We start from the raw sequence: 19,207 nt of genomic DNA on the forward strand, positions 1-19,207 counted from the left end.
ATAAAATGATAATACTCGGTGGTATACCAGCTACGAGTACTATCTGCCCCTAAATCCTTTCGTCTTATCCACATACCAACGACTGTGCACATGCACTTCATCACTGGCTCTAAATTCTGTTTCGCTTAACCAGCGATATTCGTTGTGCTGCTCTTTTGGCAGTAATGCATTGCCATTGGGCAACACCACTTCAAAACCGTTCACGACATAGTGAGTACTGACATCTTCACCAAAAATACTATCGGTATAAAAATGCTCGTATAAACCTAAATAGCGCGAATTTTCGATGGGAATAGCTACGCCTAATTCTTGCTCTGTTAAACGCAAAAAAGCGTGGGTTAGACGCTCGTTTTTCAGTATCCGGCCACCGGGCACAAACCAATACCCTTGGGCTGGCCTATTTACTCGCTTACCCACAAGGATTTGACTATCCGCATTACGCACCAGTAAGTCGATGGACACCAGCGGCGTCGCATCGACTATGGTTTTAAACGTCTCGCGATCTAACAACGGCTTGGTATCAGCCACGAAAATCATCCTGATGCGCTAAAAACCATTTATAGGTACTGGCCAATCCGTCTTTTAGTTCAATGGTATAAGACCAACCTAAGCGTTTTAGGGTATCGACATTCATTAGCTTACGCGGTGCACCGTCTGGCTTAGTGGCATCAAATGTAACGTTTCCTTGATAACCCACGACCTCGGCCATGGTTAATGCTAATTCAGCAATGGTGCAATCCACACCAGTGCCGACGTTAATATGCGATAGCATTGGCTCGGTGCAGGATTCGTAAGTTTCTTGGCTGACGTTAGCAACGAAAATTGATGCTGCTGCCATATCATCCACATGCAGAAACTCACGCATAGGCTTACCAGAACCCCACACCGCGACTTCAGGTGTGTTGTTCAGTTTGGCTTCGTGGAAACGACGCATTAAGGCCGGAATAACATGGGAGTTATTCGGATGGAAGTTGTCATTTTCGCCATACAAGTTGGTCGGCATCACACTGCGATAGTTACGACCGTATTGGCGGTTGTAGCTTTCACATAATTTGATACCTGCAATTTTTGCAACCGCGTATGGCTCATTCGTTGGTTCTAATGTGCCGGTTAGCAAGGCAGATTCTTGCATCGGCTGTTCAGCCAACTTAGGGTAAATGCACGATGAACCTAAAAATACGAGGTCATTCACACCCGCCACATGGGCAGAATGAATGATATTGCACTCAATCATTAGGTTTTCGTAAATGAAGTCAGCAGGGTAAGTATTATTGGCAATAATGCCGCCCACCTTCGCCGCCGCCAAATACACTTGATCGATTTTTTCTTGCTGAAAAAATGCCTGTACGTCTGCTTGGCTTAATAGATTAAGCTCGCTGCGAGAACGTAATACTAATTCAACATTATCTTGCTGTTGCAACTGACGCACAATTGCCGAGCCGACCATACCGTTATGGCCAGCAACAAAGATGCGTTTAACGACTGTAGTAGAAGCCATACCGCGCCTCAGCTTTCGATAGCAACAGACACATCAAAACCGTGCTTTTTAAGCAGGGCGTGCTGTTTGGCATTTTGTAAGTCGCTTTGAACCATCTCAGCACACATCTCTTCGACAGTGATTTCTGGAACCCAACCCAACACTTCTTTCGCTTTGGTTGGATCACCCAATAGAGTTTCAACTTCTGCAGGACGGAAGTACTTTGGATCAACACGAACGATGACATCGCCTGCTTTCAATGCATTCGCATTGTCGCCGGTGATGCTATCAACGATAGCCACTTCATCGACGCCGGTACCTTCAAAGCGCAAAGTAATACCTAACTCTTGTGCCGACATACGCACAAATTCGCGCACTGGAATTTGCTTACCAGTAGCAATCACGAAATCGTCGGCAACGTCTTGTTGCAACATCATCCACTGCATACGCACGTAGTCTTTAGCATGACCCCAGTCGCGCAGCGCATCCATGTTGCCAAGGTATAGACACTTTTCTAACCCTTGAGAAATATTGGCTAATGCACGAGTGATTTTACGGGTAACAAAGGTTTCGCCACGACGTGGAGATTCGTGGTTAAACAGAATACCGTTGCAAGCGTACATACCATAAGATTCACGGTAGTTTACCGTAATCCAATAAGCGTACATTTTAGCAACCGCATAAGGAGAGCGCGGATAGAAAGGTGTGGTTTCTTTCTGTGGAATTTCTTGTACTAAACCGTATAGCTCAGAGGTAGACGCTTGATAAAAACGCGTTTTCTTTTCCAAACCCAAAAAGCGAATGGCTTCAAGTAAACGCAAAGTGCCCATGGCATCCACATCGGCAGTGTACTCCGGTGCTTCGAACGACACTGCGACGTGAGACTGTGCACCCAAATTGTACACCTCATCTGGCTGTACTTCTTTTAAGATACGCGTCAGGTTAGATGTATCGGTAAGATCGCCATAATGAAGGAAGAAATTAACATTTTCTTCATGGGTATCTTGATAAATATGATCGATACGCTGAGTATTTAATGACGATGCACGACGTTTGATACCGTGAACTTCGTAGCCTTTTTCTAACAAAAATTCGGCTAAATACGAACCGTCTTGGCCGGTTACGCCGGTGATGAGTGCTACTTTTTTAGACATATTAAATAGTCCCTTAAACTTAAATTTAAAAATTATTTGTTAATTTTCTTAGCCAATAAGGCTTAATAAATCTTCACGAAAACGACCTAAGATCGCTTCTTTATTCAAATTCTTTTCTGCGTATTCACGAGCAACACTGTTAACGCCTGATTTCGCCAGTTCGGTTTCTAAACCTTGGCAAAATGACGCGACGTTCTCCGGCTCTACACAGCTATAAATACCGGGATACTCGTTTACCAATCTTCCCAACTCCGTGTCAGCCTCAGCAGTAATCACCGCATTGCCACCTGCCGATAAAATATTGGTTAACTTAGACGGTAATACCGCATCGGCAGCGCCCTTACGTTGAACAACCAAATGCACATCGGCCATTGCCAACATCGCTGGAACATCTTCCCATGCTTGTAACGGCTTAAATTCAACATTAGATAAACCACGCTGGGTAGCCATACTTTGCAACTCAGTGGCGTAAGCGCCTGAACCAACCAAAAAAAAACGAATATCTGGTTGTGAAAGATACCGTTCTGCGGCATCTAATACCAGTTCCAAACCTTGCTTGGCGCCTATGTTGCCAGCATAAAGAACGATCTTTTGTGACTCAGTAACTCCCCATAACTTACGAAGATCAGATCCATCAACACTCGGATGAACAAATGAGGTATCTGACCAATTAGGAAAGAAGACTAATCGCTGAGGGTCAACGCCCTTCTGTTCTGCTTTCGTCATCATACTGAAAGAGATGGTAGATACAGCATCAAAACGGCGCATTAACCAACGCTCAACTTTGTAGGCTGCACTAGCAAGAAAACCGGCCTTACCTGCCATACCTAAACCAAACATGGCATCCACTTCGTAATCTTGAATATGCAACACAGATTTTGCACCGACGAGCTTACAAAATAGCAAGGTCACAGGCACAGTAAATAAGGTTGGCTCAACAACAAATACAACATCAGGGCGCTTAAATACTTTTGCAAACAAAGCCAAACCAGACGTAAAAGCAAACGACGCTAAATGTGAAAGACGCTTAATAGTAGAAGGCTGGGCAGGAACATACAGAGGGCAGCGAGTAACACGAACGCCATTTTCAACTGAGGTGCGATAACTTAAGCCAGAATAGCCTGCATGGACCTTCCACTCAGGATAATAGGGAGGGGCACAGACTACATCGACATTATCGCCAGCAGCAACAAACCAAGGTGCCATTTCACCGTTGTATTTGCCGATGCCGGTGAGTTCGGGGGAGTAATTAAGGCTGACTAACGTAATTTTCATCCATAATCCTTGGCTTAATAGGCTTCGCAGGAGAACCTACACAAATCATACCTGCTGGCATATCAGAAAATACCGAACTGCGAGCGCCAATAACGGCCCCTCTACCAATCGTTACTCCTGGTGCAACGTAAACATCCGTTGCAACCCACGCTTCATCTTCTATAACGGTTTTGACTGAATAAATGTCGAAAGTGGGTTTAGTATGGTCATGGCTAGCAGTACAAATATAACTACGCTGAGAAATCACTGCATTATTGCCTATAACTATTTCACCTAAGGTATAAAGCTCGACATTATCACCAATCCAAGCATAATCGCCAATGGTTAACTTCCATGGATAAGTAATACGAACAGAAGGACGAATAATTACTCCCTTACCAATCTTGGCACCAAAAATACGTAGTAACCAGTTTCGCCATCCGTATAAAAACTGAGGAGATGAAGCAAATAGGATACTTTGGGTCATCCACCAAAGTTGTACAAAAGCTCCCGAGCGTCCTCTGAAGTTCTTGGGTAAATTAAACCGGCATAACATTTGATACATAAATTCATTCCTGATATCTATATTTTACGGTCGCTGGGGCCGATGCAATGACTGAATACGCTTCATACTCACCTTTAACATATGCATTAGCTCCAACAATGCACCCTTCCCCTAAAACAGTACCAGCATCAATAACCGCGCCATAACCAATAAAACAATTCTTACCGATACTAGTTTTTATTACCTCATCCTCCTGCGCCAATATATTAGCGCCAGCAACTTTTTTAAAACTATGCTTAATATCTGTAATGCACACATTAGCAGCGATACAGACTCCACTATTTATAACAAGATGCCCCTTACAAGTCACATGAAAACCTTGGGCTATAGCGACATCGTCATGGACATCTAACACAGCACCCGGAAAAATCTCAATCCTGCTATTAGGGAAAATCCTAACTCTACGGCCAAATCTAGCGCCTAATATTCCTTTTAAGTATAAAGGTCGACCAATATATCCCGGAAATCCAAACGATCCAAAAAACCACCTAATGAGTAAATACCTAAAAAACCAACTTGATTTATAAAAATATTCCATTACCGACTCCAAAAAGTTCACTAACAACAATCTCAACCTGAAATTCATTTGAATCAAACAATAACTTCAGTGCCGAAAAGTCCAATTCTTTACTACCAAGATTAGATAATTCAGAGCATACATCAAGCTGAGGTAAGAACTTTCTAAATACTGGAGCGAGACCATCAACATCACATACATAAAAAATTTGTTTTCTCGCAATACATTCAATGAAAAACCCCGTCATAGCCATAATAGAAAACCGAGTGTTTTTGAAATATTCATTAGAGTCATCAATTACACCAACAAATCCAGAACCAAACAGATCCGAATAATCCTTAAGAGAATTCGAAGGGTGTAATTTAACATAATACCCCAAACCACTCGCAGAGCTTATCAACTCTGAAAATCGCACCAAATCAAAATTATTCAGCTTAGAATTCTCACCGGAGAAAACTACACCAAAACAACCATGACTAGATAATTCATCAACGACAGTTAAATTTGACCGATCCATAAAGCGACCAACACATAGCATTCTATCTCGGCCAATTCCATACTTCTCAAATTCACAAACAGTAGCTTCTCCCCAACAAAACAAATAATCACTGCAGAAATTACTAATAGCTTCAATATCTTGCGAGAAATTAACTTCCTCCAAGCCTCTATACTGCCCATGTTGTAGCGTATAGCTCACCACATCCTCATCAGATACAATTTGTGCAAAAATATTTTCTGCCCCAATCGCATCACAAAAAGTAACCAATTTAATAACATTAAAATCGAACAAAAATCGGCCAATCACTTTTGTATCAAACCTAGCTTTAGCCGCCCCCGCACAGACAATTAAAGAGATCCAGTCTAGGCGTTTACTTCTTAATAAATACAGAACAAAATAAGTGAATTTATGCAAAAATAACCATGGACTCAATTCATCACGAGTTAAAACATTCACACACCGAGAACCAGTAACATCATTAAAAACACGCACAATCTCACTTGAGGAAGATTGCTTTAACGCATACTCTCCATATACAAATAACACACAGCCAGACTCTCTTTCAGCAGCAGACTTAGTCTCACACACCACCCCGTAAAAAAAACAATAAACCATATAACGGAATAGCTCAAAATAACGCAGAATATACATCTTAGTCCTATAAGGACTGGAAAGATCAACCGCCCCAAGAAAAAAGGAATTCTTAAAACAATTCAGTGCCACATGGATTTGAAATTTATTAATAGGCCTTTGCATAATGAGAGACCACTCTTTCAATAACTAAAAAAATCAAGAAAACCCCTAAAAACTTGAATAACACATAGGGCCCATAAAGCCACCAACGACTTACAGAAACAAAAAAAACAAAAGTCATAGCCAAAGTAAATTGGCCTCCTCCTTGAAAAATCCTACGATATACCATATAAAAATACGGTACTATAAAAAGAAGTAAAAGATAGTCAAAATACCAAACGAAACCTGCGAGCAACCCCCCTCCCGGTATACGCCCAACATATTTACTGGCCAAATCGTAATAATAAATCATGTGATTTGGAATCAAAGATCCTGGCAGAGGTAAAACCGTACCTATCAGTTCCATGAATCTGTCGATAAAGTTTAAATTTTGATATATCGAACTATAAATCAAGGCTGTTTCTATAACACCACTAAAAGTATTGTCGAGATAACCAAAATCCTTATAACCTAAAATTTGAGAAATACCAATATCATACGATCCGCCTCGATAATAACTAATAAACGCCATCAAAATATACAAAAGAACCCAGGAAGCCAACATTAACCACCTACTAATAGCCTTACCAGGAAGTAGCGATATAATAATCGACATCACATATATAATTGAAACCATTCGATAGGATGCAATAATAGCGGACAAAACTAATAGACAACTCACCAAGAAAGCTAAATTCCTTAGACGTTTTGAAACATCAGCCCTTAGTAGAAAAAATATTACCACAGAAAGATATTCCAAGAATGAATACTTTTCCAACTCCTGCAAATCAAAATCGGAAGACAGCATACTTCCAGAGTTCTTAAATATAAATACAGAACAGAATCCTACAGACAATAACAATGGAATATATAAAATTTTGTGAGCCGTATATTCTAATCGAGGTATTACAACCCCCCTAAGGCTATGATCACGCAGACTACATGCAAAATATACATCGAGAAAAAGCACATACAAAAACAATAGAACCGAGATCGCTGCTAACAACTCAACACTTACCCCCCGCCCATCATAGAACTCATAACCATAACCCCACACTCGCAGATAGTAATCGAACGCTATAGACACAGAGAAATTCAAGAACCCCAATATCATAGTCACAAAACTACGGCAGACAATCAAACATATTAAACTAAGAAAGACACCATACAGCCCCAAATAAGAATCAAATAACAGAAAAATAACAAATGTTATTGATACAAGAAATACAAATACCGAAAACTTAGAACTTAACGAATCAACCATTTCCTCTCCATTTCCTCCTTATAAGCATCTCCGTAAAAATGGCGAAAGTACTCAGTATTATACAACAGATCCAAATACTCTTCCGATGGCGTAAATGATTTCAAAAAATCCGAATACAAATCACCAGACCATTTCTCGCCCCCTTCATTTACTGCGACCAACTTAAAATCCGGAATATTCAAGAAGTCACCCAATTCTTTCGAAAGTCCCCGCAAATTCTCCTGCCTATATAAAAAAACATCGTAAATCCCATCCGAAAAACTCGTCCAACCATTACCAACATCAAAAGGATAGCTATATACATCTATACCTAACCGCTGCCTTAATTCCACATCAAACCATTTCACTGAACATAGATGAGGGCAATAGGCATAAAACATATCCATTAGCAGACTAAGATCAACTCCCTCTTCCCTACTCATCAAACTTTGAAAATAACCCGAAATATTTCTAGATACAGGTTCTCGAACTCCAATAATTAGTTTAATTCGCCCATTATTTTCTTTCGCTCTACCGACCAATTTACTCAAATTTCGATAAGCTAATTTCCATTTGAAATATTGCTTAAACCGCCCCAAGCCGCTCCCGGTATTTCGAGAGGAGAAAAACATAATGGGCTCTTCAGAGCTCCAAGAGTGGAACTGCTTGCATCCAGGAATCGAAGCAACTATAGACGACGAACCAACTTTCCCCATTTGATAAGAGACAACCAAATCATTCATATTTCAACACCTAAAAATGATTCTAAATTTCATATTAAAATCAGTAACTAAGACACCATTCATGCGTATATATTAGCACTAGCTACAGCCTCAAATTCCCCAATCGACACCCACAACAACCTATATCTGAACAATCAAACTTGAACACAGCGCAGCTTTTTTTGACGTAGCACGAACCCCGAGAGCGCTCAGAAAACAAAGCACCTTGTCTAACCTAAGACTGAAAAACTGCAACAATACTGCAAGCAGCGAGAATCCGAGAAGAAACAGCCCCACTTCGTCGTTTAACATATTGCGGGTTACAAGCGCAGTTAACCCGAAGGCTATAAAAGCAGCACTGAGCTTTGCCCCAGCCGCAAAAGCGAGCTTGATAAGCCTTGTGGCCCTGCCTGTTACTAGGGTGTGTTGAGACACCTAGACTCTCCTTGCTGACGGGGGTTAGCGGGTTAAATCGAAGGCCGAACAGTACTAGATTTAGGCCACAATTGGAACACGCCAACCGGCCTTTACTGGCGCAAAGGGGCAATGTGATCAATGACTTACTTGCAGCTATACCACTTCAATCAATGCCTGACACATTTGGGGACATTCAGCAAAAATACGGCACATTATTACAGCAATTTTGATTTGAGCTTAAACGTAGGCCTCGGCTAACGCATCAGCCAATTTATCCATATCCGTGGTGGCTAATACGTCGATACCGGCTGCGCCTTTGCGACCACCACCACCAAACTTAACGGCGATGCTGTCGGCACCTGTTAGGTTGTTTTTAGGGGCACGTAAGCTAACTAAATAGGCCATTTCGCCGTTTAGCGGTTCTGGCAGTTCGGTAAGGATGGCGTGCGCACGATCCGGGAAGCGGTTGGCTAGTTCGTTGCCGAGTACGCCACTGATGCGTCGTGCCCATTGTTCGTTCGGCAGTATCATCATAGCGGCACCCTTTTCTTCGCCTGGGTGGGTTTCGCTGTATGGGGTAATGCTTAGGCCTTTGTCCATGTCTTCTTGGTAGCCGACGGTTAGGGTGCGGTAGACGTCTTGGCGTGTTTCGATCATGTCGAATGGTGAATCGTACTGCACGGCAATGCGGAACAGTTCGGCGGGGTGATAAAACAGGTCGTCTAGGCTGGCGCCGTAGCCGTTGTAGTTCATGCCTACGCCGAGTTGTTCGAGCATGAGTTTTTGTGCGGTGTTGTAGCCTGCTTGGTTGGCTAGCTCTTCGGCTACTTGGGTAATGTTGTCGCCGTAGGCGGCTACGATGGCCCAGTCGCGGTATTTACCTTCTAGGTAATAATCCACAATTAATGCCGTGCAGGTATTAGAGGCAGTATTAATGTGGGCGCTAAGGGCTGGGTGATCGGGTATGTCACCGCTTTGATGGTGGTCGGCATAAAATACGGTCGCGCCTGCTTCGAGGGCGGCGTGTAGACCTTTTTGGTTTTTTTCCATGCTAACGTCGAGCACGGTAATGCGGTCGCCTGCTTCAGGGCGGATGTGACCCATCAATTTAATATCGCGCTTGATGCCGGTAATTAATGTGCTGATGCGTGGTTCGGCTAATCGCAGTTGCACGAGTGAGCATATGCCGTCGGCATCGCCATTAAATAGATCATAATCTGCCATGTGCTGGGTTCCTTATGCTGCGCGCTGTTATTTAGGCTGCGCGATAGTTGGGCAACACGCCCACGTTTACTAGGTGCGCTAGCACGATTTCTACACATTCATCGATGCTCATGCTTGAGGTATCGAGCGTTACTTCTGGGTTGATCGGCGGCTCGTAGTCGGAGTCGATACCCGTGAAGTTTTTAATTTCGCCCGCGCGTGCTTTTAGGTAAAGGCCTTTCGGGTCACGCTGTTCGCAGGTGGCTAATGGGGTGTCCATGAATACTTCTATGAACTCCCCTTCTTCTACTAGTTCGCGCACCATTTGACGCTCGGCGCGGAATGGAGAAATAAATGCCGATAGTACGATGATGCCTGCGTCTACGAAGAGTTTAGCGACTTCGCCGATGCGACGGATGTTTTCCACTCGGGCCTCATCGGTAAAACCAAGATCTTTGTTTAGGCCGTGACGAACGTTGTCGCCGTCTAATAAATAGGTGTGCTGCTGGAGACTGGCAAGGCGCTGTTCTACGGCGTTGGCAATGGTGGATTTACCCGCACCGCTGTAACCGGTGAACCACAATACGCATGGCTTTTGTTTGTTTAGAGCCGACCGTGTTTGCTTCGTTACGGCGGATGCGTGCCATACGATATTGCTTGCTGTCATTGTAGGTCTCCTTGGCATTAGCCACTGGCGTTTTGTAAGGGCGTGTAACAGGGGCGAACATTACTAAAGAACGGCAGGGAAAGAAACAAAGCATGCACCGGAATGTGGCGTTAATAGACGTAAGTCAGTCAATGTGTTCAATGGGGGGTTGTAGGAGGTGTTCTGGATTCTGTAGGAGGTGCTCAGGATTCTGTAGGAGGTGCTCTGGATTCTGTAGGAGGTACTCAGGGAGCGACAGCGAGCAGTGCCGATTGGTTAGGGTTGATCGCGACTACGAACAAAAAGCGTTCGTTGAGTCGCTCCTACACAAAAAACGTTCGTTGAGTCGCTCCTACATAAAAAGCGTTCGTTGAGTCGCTCCTACAGGAAAGATTGATCAAATGAGGAGGTATCTGTAGGAGGTACTCAGGGAGCGATAGCGAGCAGTGCCGATTGGTCAGGGTTGATCGCGACTACGAACAAAAAACGTTCGTTGAGTCGCTCCTACGGGAAAGATTGATCAAATGAGGAGATATATGTAGGAGGTACTCAGGGAGCGACAGCGAGCAGTGCCGATTGGGCAGGGTTGATCGCGACTACGAACAAAAAGCGTTCGTTGAGTCGCTCCTACAGGGTTGGGGTCGCTCCTACGGGTGCATTCGGCTTATAAATAACCTTTGTTCATTAAATATTTTGTAAGGTTTATGACATTGCCGACGTTTGGCCTTCTTTAACTAACTTTTTTTGTAAGCATGTGTTGGCAGTTGTTGATACTCACTATAGAATGGTCACAAATTAAGCTTTAACACGTAAGGATAAAGACTATGCGTAAATTACTTACAGGGATTCTCCTTGCTGCTGCATTCACGACTGCATCAGCTGAAGATGCTGTGAATGGTTCTGATATTGCTGCTAACTTGGCTAGCGGCATGTCTGTACAAGAAGCCTATGCGGCTGCTTCTGCTGCTTGTGGTGGCGGTTGTGATGCTGACATCATGGCTCAAATGCAAGCGGCTGGCGTTTCTGTTGCTGATGCAATGACTGCTGCGGCAAGCGTTGCTTTCGCTTCTGGTGCCGACGTTAACGCTGTTATGGCTGCTGCTCTTTCTGTTGAAGGCGTAAGCCAAGCAGATGCGGTTGCTGCTGTTTCTTCTGCTGCTACTGCTAACGGTGTTTCACTTTCTTCTGTGATCTCTGCTGCTTCTGCTGCTGGCGTTCCTTCGATTGTTGCTGTTCAGGGTGCTTCTGCTTCTGGCGCTGACACTGCTACCGTTACTGCTGCTGCTTTGGCTGCTGGCGTTTCTCCTGATGTTGCGTCTGCTGGTATCGCATCTGCTGCTGCAACTGCTGCTGGTAACCCGAATGCACCTGGCCAAAACGGTACTGCTCCTGGTTTAGCGGGTAATACTCCTGGTCAAAACGGTACTGCGCCGGGTCAAACGACTAACCCAACGCCAATCGTTCTGCCTACAGTTCCTACTCCTCCACCTGCTATCAGCCCTGCAAATCGCGGCTAATTAGTTTAGGTAGTTGAGTGTAAAAAACCCGGTTCGCCGGGTTTTTTTTTGGCTGTTGTTTGGTGGAAATCAGGCACCGTAGGAGCGATCCGGGCGGCGTTCCGTTTATCCGCGACGCCAATCGCGAAAAAGTTTCGCTCCTACATAAAATACGTTCGTTGAGTCGCTCCTACATATAATACGTTCGTTGAGTCGCTCCTACATATAATACGTTCGTTGAGTCGCTCCTACATGAAAAGATTGATTCATCAAATTTGAAGAAATCTGTAGGAGGTACTCAGGGAGCGGCAGCGAGCAGTGCCGATTGGTCAAGGTTTATCGCGACTACGAACAAAAAGCGTTCGTTGAGTCGCTCCTACATAAAAAACGTTCGTTGAGTCGATCCTACAGAAATACCGTTCGTTGAGTCGCTCCTACATAAAAAACGTTCGTTGAGTCGATCCTACATATAATACGTTCGTTGAGTCGCTCCTACAGGATGAACATTCCTACCTACGTGGTAATATTCGTTTTTTGTTTCAACAAGGATGATTTATGACCCGTTGGGGCTGTTTTCAGGCGTTGCTGTTTATTCTTCCCCTTCCTTTTGGTGGTGCTGCTGATTGGGTGTGGCCTTGGTTTGCTGTTACGGCGATGGTGTTGCTGGCGTTGGATTTGCGCGAGCGTTTGTTATTTCAATCGGTTAATCATCTTCCTTCTTTGACTCTTCCTGTTGCGTTTACGCGTGCTTTGCCGGTGTTGGGGTTGTTGGCTGCGGTGCAGGTTTGGGTGTTCTTCCAATGGTTATGGCCGACGTCGGTGTCGGTTTTTGAAACGTATCAAAGCTTATTAAAGGGCATTGGCCTTACGTCGTTTTTTGCGTTGGCTTTGTTGAATTTAGATTCGCGCAGGCGGGTAACACGGGCCATTTGGATTGTGGTGTTGGCAGCGGCGTTTCAGGCTGTTTTTGGTGCGCTGATGGTACTCACTGGTTGGGAGTTGGGCTTTTTTATCGAGAAGTCGGCTTATCGCGGTTTGGCAACGGGTACATACATTAACCGCAATCATTTGGCAGGCTACTTAGAGATGGCGCTGGCGCTGGGTATTGGGCTGTTGTTGGCTCAGTCTACTCAGTATCGCGGATCGTTTCGCCAGCGTTTGCGCCAGTTGGTTCGCATGTTGCTAAGCACTAAGGTGCTGTTGCGTTTATTGCTGGCGATTATGGTGATTGCCTTAGTGCTTACGCGCTCACGCATGGGTAATACGGCATTTTTTGCCAGTTTGATGATTACCGGTGGCTTGGCCTTGGTGTTGATGCGCAATAAGACGTTGTCGACGACAATTCTATTATCGAGCTTGCTGGTGATTGATATTGCGATTGTGGGTACGTTTTTTGGTGTTGAAAAAGTGGCGGAGCGTTTGCAAAACACGACGTCTGAAACCGAGAGTCGCGATGAGGTAACCCGCGATACCTTGCAAATTGCCCGCGATCATTTACTGGCGGGGATCGGGGCGGGCACGTTTATTTATAGTTATCCTGCTTATAAAAGTGATGACATTAAGGCCGACCGTATTTACAACAATGCGCACAACGATCATGCGCAGTTTATGGCTGAATTTGGATTGCCGGCATTTTTGCTGTTGGCGCTAGCGGTGTTGATCAGCATCTGGTGGGCAATCATGGCGATGGTTAAACGTAACAGTGAGCTCTTTAAAGGAGTAGGATTCGGGGCTTGCATGGGGATTATTGCATTGCTGATTCATTCTGCGGTGGATTTTAACCTTCAGATCCCTGCTAATGCCTATATGTTTGTGCTGTTGCTGGCTTTAGCTGCAGTGGCTAGGTGGACTCCACACAAATCGGAGAAGGCACCTGAAATAAGGAGGAGCCGGAGCGCTCATAACGGATGAAATTAAAAGCTACACTTCTCAAATTAGAAAAAAACACTCAAGGCCGTGATTTTGTGGTGGGTGATCTGCATGGTCATGTTACTAAATTACATGATCAGTTGGCGGCTCTTAATTTTAACTCTGCTGTAGATCGCGTTATTTGTGTTGGTGATTTAATTGATCGCGGGCCTGAGTCGGCTGAGGCACTTAATTTATTAAACGAGCCTTGGTTTTTTTCGGTGATTGGTAATCATGAATATTTGATGATTAACGGTATGCGTTATAAAAGCAGCCGTCATCGCATGGCATGGTTAAATCATGGCGGTGATTGGATTACGCAAACCTCCCCTGCCCTTTGGGATGATTGGTTTGATGCGATTGAGGCCTTGCCGTTGGCGATTGAGGTAGAAGGCAGCGACGGTAGCCGTTACGGAATTATTCATGCTGATTATCCGCATTCACATTGGCAAGAGTTTGGCCATTTAACGCCCGAGTTGTTAGAGAAGTGTATTTGGTCGCGCAGCCAGTTTCAGTGCCAGTCGCGTCACGTGGTGAACGGAATTGATTATTTAATTCATGGGCATAATGTGAATGGCGGCGATTTGCAGTTAGGGAATCGGTTTTATATCGAGCGCGGCGCGTATCTCGGTAATGATTTGGTGATTAAAGAGTTGTAGTGGTGTTCTGTCGCGACTACGAACAAAAAGCGTTCGTTGAGTCGCTCCTACACAAAAAGCGTTCGTTGAGTCACTCCTACACAAAAAGCGTTCGTTGAGTCGCTCCTACACAAAAAGCGTTCGTTGAGTCGCTCCTACAGGAATTATTGATTCATCAGATTTGAAGAAATCTGTAGGAGGTACTCAGGGAGCGACAGCGAGCAGTGCCGATTAATGGCGTTGATAGAATCATCGTTTATCGCGACTACGAACAAAAAGCGTTCGTTGAGTCGTTCCTACAGGAATTATTGATTCATCAGATTTGAAGAAATCTTTAGGAGGTACTGTAGGAGGTACTCAGGGAGCGACAGCGAGCAGTGCCGATTGGCGGTGTTGATAGAATCACTGCTTATCGCGACTACGAACAAAATACGTTCGTTGAGTCGCTCCTACATAAAATACGTTCGTTGAGTCGCTCCTACAAAAAAACATTCGGTTAATCGCTCCTACAACTGATTAAACAAGGATAATCGCGATATGGTGGTGTAGCTTTGCTGCGCTGCTTCTAATAAAAACGTTTGCAGCGATAGCCTGCTGACGGCTTCGGCAAAATCCACGTCTGATAATTCTGATAGTACCGCTTGGCTTACTAATTTTACGTCGTCGCTTAAATTACGCGTGTTGTCGATGACGTTTAATCGCGCGCCAACTTGGCTACGCACTTCGGATATTGATGATTGTGCAAATGCGAGGTTGGTTAGGGTGTCTTCGATCAAGATATCTAGGGTCGCTGAATCTTCTGGGTTGTCTTCCAGCGAATCCAGTCCTTGGCGTAAGCGAAATACGGTGTCGGTGATACTTTGCTTGGGCGTTGATTTTGCCAGCACTTCGTCGCCGGGTTCTGGGTTGCCATACACTGTCATGCTGACGCCTGCGACTACGATGTCTTTCGAGCCTGTGTAGCCGACATTTACTTTGCCTTCGATAACGTGATTATCAGAGGCTCTGCGTGCGGTGTAATTTGGCCCTGGTGGGCTGATGGCGGATTCTTGGTTAAACGTTATGATGATATCGTCGGGATAGAAGTCGGCGTAGGCTTCTTCGTCGACTACAAACCCTGCATTCACCTGAGCATCGCCGGTATTTAATGGATTTATTTGTGTGGTAAACGTATTTTTAGCGGCACGTACGTCGATAAATAATGATTTACCGCTATCACCGGTAGCAACGTTGGTGGTGTCGCCAATGGATAAGAAACGTTGACCTTCGTCGCCTTTATAGGCATAGCGACCATTAGCTTGTTGTTCGAATGGTGGATTTTTTCCTTTAAATCCAGCAAAAATAAATTCACCGTTGGGATCACGGGTATTAAATAAACTGGCTAGACTTTTTTCTAGCTGATTAATTTCTGAGCTGATTGCTTGGCGGTCGGTTTGCGTGAGTGTACCACCACCGGCGTTAACGGTGAGTTCTTGTAGCCGCGTTAGGTTGTCGGTTATCGACGATAAAGTCGCTTCTTCGAGTTTTAGGCGGTTTTCTGCCGCGGTCATATTGCGGTCGTATTGATCCCGCTGAGCGATATCTTGCTGCAACTGTAAAATTTTAGTCGAGGCAATAGGATCATCAGCCGGAGTTAAAACACGGCGACCCGAAGATACTTGTTGCTGGGTTTTATTAACTGATGATTGATTATCCAATATCGAGTTTAAGCCGCTATTAAATGACTGCAAAGTTGCGACGCGCATAATCTGCTCCTATCGGAATGTGCTAATTAATGTGTCGAAGATTTGCCGTGCCACCTGAATTACCTGCGCGCTGGCGTTGTAGGCCAATTCGTATTTAATTAGGGCTGCTGCTTCTTCATCAAGGTTTACGCCGGAGTTACTGTCGACTGCATTTTGCGAGTTGCGCAATAATACTTCGGCGGAGTCGCGGTTAATTTGCGACCGACTGGTTACTGAGCCTACGACTTCTACTAAGCGTGCGTAAGCTTCGGTATAACTGGTATTTCCGCTAATAGAGTCTTCTGTTTGCAACGCGGCCATTGACGATCCGTTACGACTATCGGAGGTGCCATCGGTGTTAAATTCGATGGTAAATTCATCTCCGGCCTGGGCTAAGCCCGATACATTAACGTCAAAACCAAAATGCACGGGTTCGCCGACGGGGTCGGTGTCGAATAAATTATTGCCCGGCGGAGCAATGCTAAGGCTGTAATTTTCGTCGAGCACGACTTTTAGTTGGCCACCCATAGTGAGCTTGGATGAGCCATTAATGCCGGTTGCGTTCATTTCTAAGCGCGGCGTAAAGCTGATTTTTCCACGTTCGTTAATGCCGACGTCTAGGTTGCCTGAAAATACGTAACCGGAGTTTTCGAGTTCGGTTCGAATACCATCAAGCAGTTCATCGCCTGTGGCGTAAGTGCCGGTCATTTCGATACTAAAAGTGCCCTGCCCCGGTACGTCAAATTCGTAGGTATACGGCCCGCCTTCGCTAAAATCGTAGCCTTCGTATTCACTCAATGCGGTAAAGGTGGCATTGCCGGTTTCACGAAGGTCGGTATATTCGCCGTTGCCTACGGAAAATCCGTCTCCTACATCACCGGTAATTTCTAGGTTAACGTCTTCACCATCGAGCGAAATAATGGTTAGTTTAGCGCCGTCGCTGCGTGCGACTAAGCCTTGATCTTGAAAGTCGATGTTGGCGTTAATTCGTTCGGCTAAGAAATCAAGAGTAATAGGATCTGGGACTTCTTCTGGGTAGCCGCTGGAGTATTTGGTTTGGTTAGGGCCAAGTGTGTCGGTAAGCACGATGCCATTAACGCTAATCACCATGTCTTGGAAGGGGTTAGGATCGTTGGTAATTCCGGTTATTTCGACGGTGGTACGCGCCGATGCTTCTACCCCGTCGCGCTTACTTAATGCTTGGGCAATTTCTTTTGCAGAAGCATTTATTGAGGTAATTAATGTGGGCTGTGTGGTTACTTTTCCGGTCGTTGGATTGGTATAGCTGATACCAATACGTTCTGGAAAGAAACCATTAACTGAGTCGACTATCGCAGCGGGGGATGCCGCCTGATAGGTTGGCTTTGTCGGTAGTACGCCACCAAAACTGGTAAATGCAGTTTTGCCTTCGTCGGCTGGCAACATGGAGTTGCTAATACCCGGCACAAAGGTTTGGTTCATTAATGGTGGAAATAATGGTATCGGATTACCTGGGTCGGTGTTGTCCAATACGTCGTAGGTGGTTGGCGATGTAAATCGAATAATGAGTGGCGGGTCGAGTTCGCCTTCATTCATTAGATAGGTGGTGTTGGTGTCGTAAACTTCACCTTGGGTTATTTCACCACTACCACGGTTACCAATGGCTGCATCGGTAACAATAGGAGACGCCAGCGCTAATTGCTCAGCGCGGGTGATGTTCATGTCTATTTTTGCGGCTTCGTTACGCGTTGGTGTCAGTAAGAAGTTGTCGCCTTTTTGAAACGAACCACTTTCAAAACGAATTTCAAAACCATCGACTTCGATACTGTCGGGAAAGCCGCCACTGAGGGAGTTGGTTTCTAATATTTTATTGTCACTTAAGCGTTTTATGCGGTAGGTGAAGTCGTCTGGCCCTGGAAATTCGACTTCGTAGTCGCTGGTTGTAAGTTCACCGGCGTCGATAATATGTACCGACATAATGCGGTCGTTCGGTTGGGCATTGTTACGATCACCCAATACACGCTCGTAGGTTTTTAATGGATCGTTAATGTCTTCAAAAAAGTTTTCACCTTTTAAGCCATCGTAGTCGATACCTAATTTATGCTGGTCGTTCATTGTTTGCGCTATGGTGAGCGCGATGCGACCAAGACCATTCATAGTAGGATCGAGTACTTGTTCGCGAAAATCTAGAATACCGCCAAGCTGTCCACCGGTAATTTCACGGGTGACGTTTTGCACGGAATTTCCTTTACGAAAATAGATATCAACACGGGATGGGTCGTTGGCACCAATGTCGGTAAATACTTCGTTAAAATCATTACCAATTACTAACGACTGGCCATTACCAATAAATACGTTGATCGATGAACCGTCTTGTTCGACGACGTTCACTTCTACGTACTCTGATAATTGTTTTAATAGGCGGTCGCGCTGATCGAGCATTTCGCTGGGTTCGTTACCTTGAGCTGATGCGGTAGCAAACGAGATTTGTTCGTTGAGCTCAGCGATGGCTTCAGCAATGGTGGTAATTTCACCGGCAATGACTTCCATTTGGCCGTTAATAATGTCGTTTTGAGCATTTAAACGATCTGAGATGGTAGTAAAGCGGTCGATTAAGCTGTTGGCTTCGCTGATGACTACTTCACGAGCGGCGAGCGATGATGGATCGTCAACCGATGATTGCAGGGCACCAAATAAGTTTTCTAAGCCCGGTTGTAAACCGGTGCCCGCATCGGCCAGTAGGCTGTCGATTTGTGAGGCGTTGACCGCGAGCGCGTTAAATTCGTTAAATGTGGAGGTATCAAGGCGTACTTGTTCGGTTAAAAATTGGTCGTAGACGCGACGAACAGAATCGACATTAACGCCCGAACCTACCCATACACCGGCAGAAAACTGGGAATCGTTTTCGCCAAAGCTAACTTCTTGGCGGCTATAACCTTCGGTTCCGGCGTTGGTAATGTTGTTACCGGTAATGGTTAACGCAGCTTGGTGCGCTTTTAAACCTGAAATACCAACACTTAAAATATCGCCCAT

Annotated in this window: 17 protein-coding genes; 3 read left to right on the forward strand and 14 right to left on the reverse strand. The window is 44.9% G+C overall.

What is annotated here, in order from left to right:
• Positions 1–39 precede the first annotated feature (39 nt).
• The 12 genes from TOL_RS12380 to cysC form a co-directional block, all read right to left on the reverse strand.
• Positions 40–528 carry a GDP-mannose mannosyl hydrolase gene (locus TOL_RS12380; RefSeq protein ID WP_015487679.1) on the reverse strand — a complete coding sequence of 163 codons (489 nt, stop codon included), beginning with the start codon at positions 526–528 and terminating at the stop codon, positions 40–42.
• Entirely contained in the window at positions 521–1,498 is a 978-nt protein-coding gene (gene fcl / locus TOL_RS12385; protein ID WP_015487680.1) for a GDP-L-fucose synthase, read from the reverse strand. Before fcl ends, TOL_RS12380 begins: the two co-directional genes overlap by 8 nt.
• 8 nt (positions 1,499–1,506) lie before the next feature.
• Positions 1,507–2,631: a GDP-mannose 4,6-dehydratase gene (gene gmd / locus TOL_RS12390; protein ID WP_015487681.1), complete on the reverse strand. Its 1,125-nt coding sequence runs from the start codon at positions 2,629–2,631 to the stop codon at positions 1,507–1,509.
• A 48-nt stretch (positions 2,632–2,679) separates the two neighbouring features.
• On the reverse strand, positions 2,680–3,906 hold the full coding sequence (locus TOL_RS12395) for a glycosyltransferase WbuB (RefSeq protein WP_015487682.1): 1,227 nt from the start codon (positions 3,904–3,906) through the stop codon (positions 2,680–2,682).
• Positions 3,881–4,450 carry a putative colanic acid biosynthesis acetyltransferase gene (locus tag TOL_RS12400; protein WP_015487683.1) on the reverse strand — a complete coding sequence of 190 codons (570 nt, stop codon included), beginning with the start codon at positions 4,448–4,450 and terminating at the stop codon, positions 3,881–3,883. The genes TOL_RS12395 and TOL_RS12400 overlap by 26 nt, the downstream gene beginning before the upstream one ends.
• 4 nt (positions 4,451–4,454) lie before the next feature.
• On the reverse strand, positions 4,455–4,988 hold the full coding sequence (locus tag TOL_RS12405; protein WP_015487684.1) for an acyltransferase: 534 nt from the start codon (positions 4,986–4,988) through the stop codon (positions 4,455–4,457).
• Positions 4,972–6,117 (reverse strand): hypothetical protein, encoded by a 1,146-nt coding sequence (locus TOL_RS12410; protein ID WP_015487685.1) that lies wholly within the window; start codon positions 6,115–6,117, stop codon positions 4,972–4,974. Before TOL_RS12410 ends, TOL_RS12405 begins: the two co-directional genes overlap by 17 nt.
• Positions 6,118–6,205: 88 nt before the next feature.
• Positions 6,206–7,462: a hypothetical protein gene (locus TOL_RS12415; RefSeq protein WP_015487686.1), complete on the reverse strand. Its 1,257-nt coding sequence runs from the start codon at positions 7,460–7,462 to the stop codon at positions 6,206–6,208.
• On the reverse strand, positions 7,447–8,184 hold the full coding sequence (locus tag TOL_RS12420; RefSeq protein WP_015487687.1) for a putative capsular polysaccharide synthesis family protein: 738 nt from the start codon (positions 8,182–8,184) through the stop codon (positions 7,447–7,449). The genes TOL_RS12415 and TOL_RS12420 overlap by 16 nt, the downstream gene beginning before the upstream one ends.
• A 120-nt stretch (positions 8,185–8,304) precedes the next feature.
• The gene (locus tag TOL_RS12425; RefSeq protein ID WP_015487688.1) at positions 8,305–8,598 is read right to left on the reverse strand and encodes a hypothetical protein; all 294 of its coding nucleotides are present in this window, start codon (positions 8,596–8,598) and stop codon (positions 8,305–8,307) included.
• A gap of 219 nt (positions 8,599–8,817) precedes the next feature.
• On the reverse strand, positions 8,818–9,804 hold the full coding sequence (locus TOL_RS12430) for a hypothetical protein (protein WP_015487689.1): 987 nt from the start codon (positions 9,802–9,804) through the stop codon (positions 8,818–8,820).
• A gap of 31 nt (positions 9,805–9,835) precedes the next feature.
• Positions 9,836–10,450: an adenylyl-sulfate kinase gene (gene cysC, locus TOL_RS12435; protein WP_015487690.1), complete on the reverse strand. Its 615-nt coding sequence runs from the start codon at positions 10,448–10,450 to the stop codon at positions 9,836–9,838.
• 803 nt (positions 10,451–11,253) lie between these two features.
• On the opposite strand from cysC, the gene TOL_RS12440 reads away from it, so the two are divergent.
• The 3 genes from TOL_RS12440 to TOL_RS12450 all read left to right on the forward strand — a co-directional run bounded on the left by TOL_RS12440 (position 11,254) and on the right by TOL_RS12450 (position 14,492).
• On the forward strand, positions 11,254–11,946 hold the full coding sequence (locus TOL_RS12440) for a hypothetical protein (RefSeq protein WP_015487692.1): 693 nt from the start codon (positions 11,254–11,256) through the stop codon (positions 11,944–11,946).
• 534 nt (positions 11,947–12,480) lie between these two features.
• Positions 12,481–13,836, forward strand: coding sequence for an O-antigen ligase family protein (locus TOL_RS12445; protein ID WP_015487693.1), 1,356 nt, complete (start codon positions 12,481–12,483; stop codon positions 13,834–13,836).
• The gene (locus TOL_RS12450; RefSeq protein ID WP_015487694.1) at positions 13,833–14,492 is read left to right on the forward strand and encodes a metallophosphoesterase; all 660 of its coding nucleotides are present in this window, start codon (positions 13,833–13,835) and stop codon (positions 14,490–14,492) included. The genes TOL_RS12445 and TOL_RS12450 overlap by 4 nt, the downstream gene beginning before the upstream one ends.
• Before the next feature lie 485 nt (positions 14,493–14,977).
• Here the strand turns inward: TOL_RS12450 and flgL are convergent, their stop codons facing one another.
• A complete protein-coding gene (gene flgL / locus TOL_RS12455; RefSeq protein ID WP_015487695.1) occupies positions 14,978–16,216 on the reverse strand; it encodes a flagellar hook-associated protein FlgL in 1,239 nt (412 codons plus the stop codon).
• Between the two features lie 9 nt (positions 16,217–16,225).
• Positions 16,226–19,207 (reverse strand): flagellar hook-associated protein FlgK, encoded by a 2,982-nt coding sequence (flgK, locus tag TOL_RS12460; protein WP_015487696.1) that lies wholly within the window; start codon positions 19,205–19,207, stop codon positions 16,226–16,228.

Source organism: Thalassolituus oleivorans MIL-1, assembly GCF_000355675.1.
Lineage (GTDB): Bacteria > Pseudomonadota > Gammaproteobacteria > Pseudomonadales > Oceanobacteraceae > Thalassolituus > Thalassolituus oleivorans.

What these genes read in the sequence shown, in the direction of transcription:
- fcl (WP_015487680.1), bottom strand. Translation starts at nt 1,498, where the DNA reads ATGGCTTCTACTACAGTCGTTAAACGCATCTTTGTTGCTGGCCATAAC.
- gmd (WP_015487681.1), bottom strand. Translation starts at nt 2,631, where the DNA reads ATGTCTAAAAAAGTAGCACTCATCACCGGCGTAACCGGCCAAGACGGT.
- TOL_RS12395 (WP_015487682.1), bottom strand. Translation starts at nt 3,906, where the DNA reads ATGAAAATTACGTTAGTCAGCCTTAATTACTCCCCCGAACTCACCGGC.
- TOL_RS12400 (WP_015487683.1), bottom strand. Translation starts at nt 4,450, where the DNA reads ATGTATCAAATGTTATGCCGGTTTAATTTACCCAAGAACTTCAGAGGA.
- TOL_RS12405 (WP_015487684.1), bottom strand. Translation starts at nt 4,988, where the DNA reads ATGGAATATTTTTATAAATCAAGTTGGTTTTTTAGGTATTTACTCATT.
- TOL_RS12410 (WP_015487685.1), bottom strand. Translation starts at nt 6,117, where the DNA reads ATGTATATTCTGCGTTATTTTGAGCTATTCCGTTATATGGTTTATTGT.
- TOL_RS12415 (WP_015487686.1), bottom strand. Translation starts at nt 7,462, where the DNA reads ATGGTTGATTCGTTAAGTTCTAAGTTTTCGGTATTTGTATTTCTTGTA.
- TOL_RS12420 (WP_015487687.1), bottom strand. Translation starts at nt 8,184, where the DNA reads ATGAATGATTTGGTTGTCTCTTATCAAATGGGGAAAGTTGGTTCGTCG.
- TOL_RS12430 (WP_015487689.1), bottom strand. Translation starts at nt 9,804, where the DNA reads ATGGCAGATTATGATCTATTTAATGGCGATGCCGACGGCATATGCTCA.
- cysC (WP_015487690.1), bottom strand. Translation starts at nt 10,450, where the DNA reads ATGACAGCAAGCAATATCGTATGGCACGCATCCGCCGTAACGAAGCAA.
- TOL_RS12440 (WP_015487692.1), top strand. Translation starts at nt 11,254, where the DNA reads ATGCGTAAATTACTTACAGGGATTCTCCTTGCTGCTGCATTCACGACT.
- TOL_RS12445 (WP_015487693.1), top strand. Translation starts at nt 12,481, where the DNA reads ATGACCCGTTGGGGCTGTTTTCAGGCGTTGCTGTTTATTCTTCCCCTT.
- TOL_RS12450 (WP_015487694.1), top strand. Translation starts at nt 13,833, where the DNA reads ATGAAATTAAAAGCTACACTTCTCAAATTAGAAAAAAACACTCAAGGC.
- flgL (WP_015487695.1), bottom strand. Translation starts at nt 16,216, where the DNA reads ATGCGCGTCGCAACTTTGCAGTCATTTAATAGCGGCTTAAACTCGATA.
- flgK (WP_015487696.1), bottom strand. Translation starts at nt 19,207, where the DNA reads ATGGGCGATATTTTAAGTGTTGGTATTTCAGGTTTAAAAGCGCACCAA.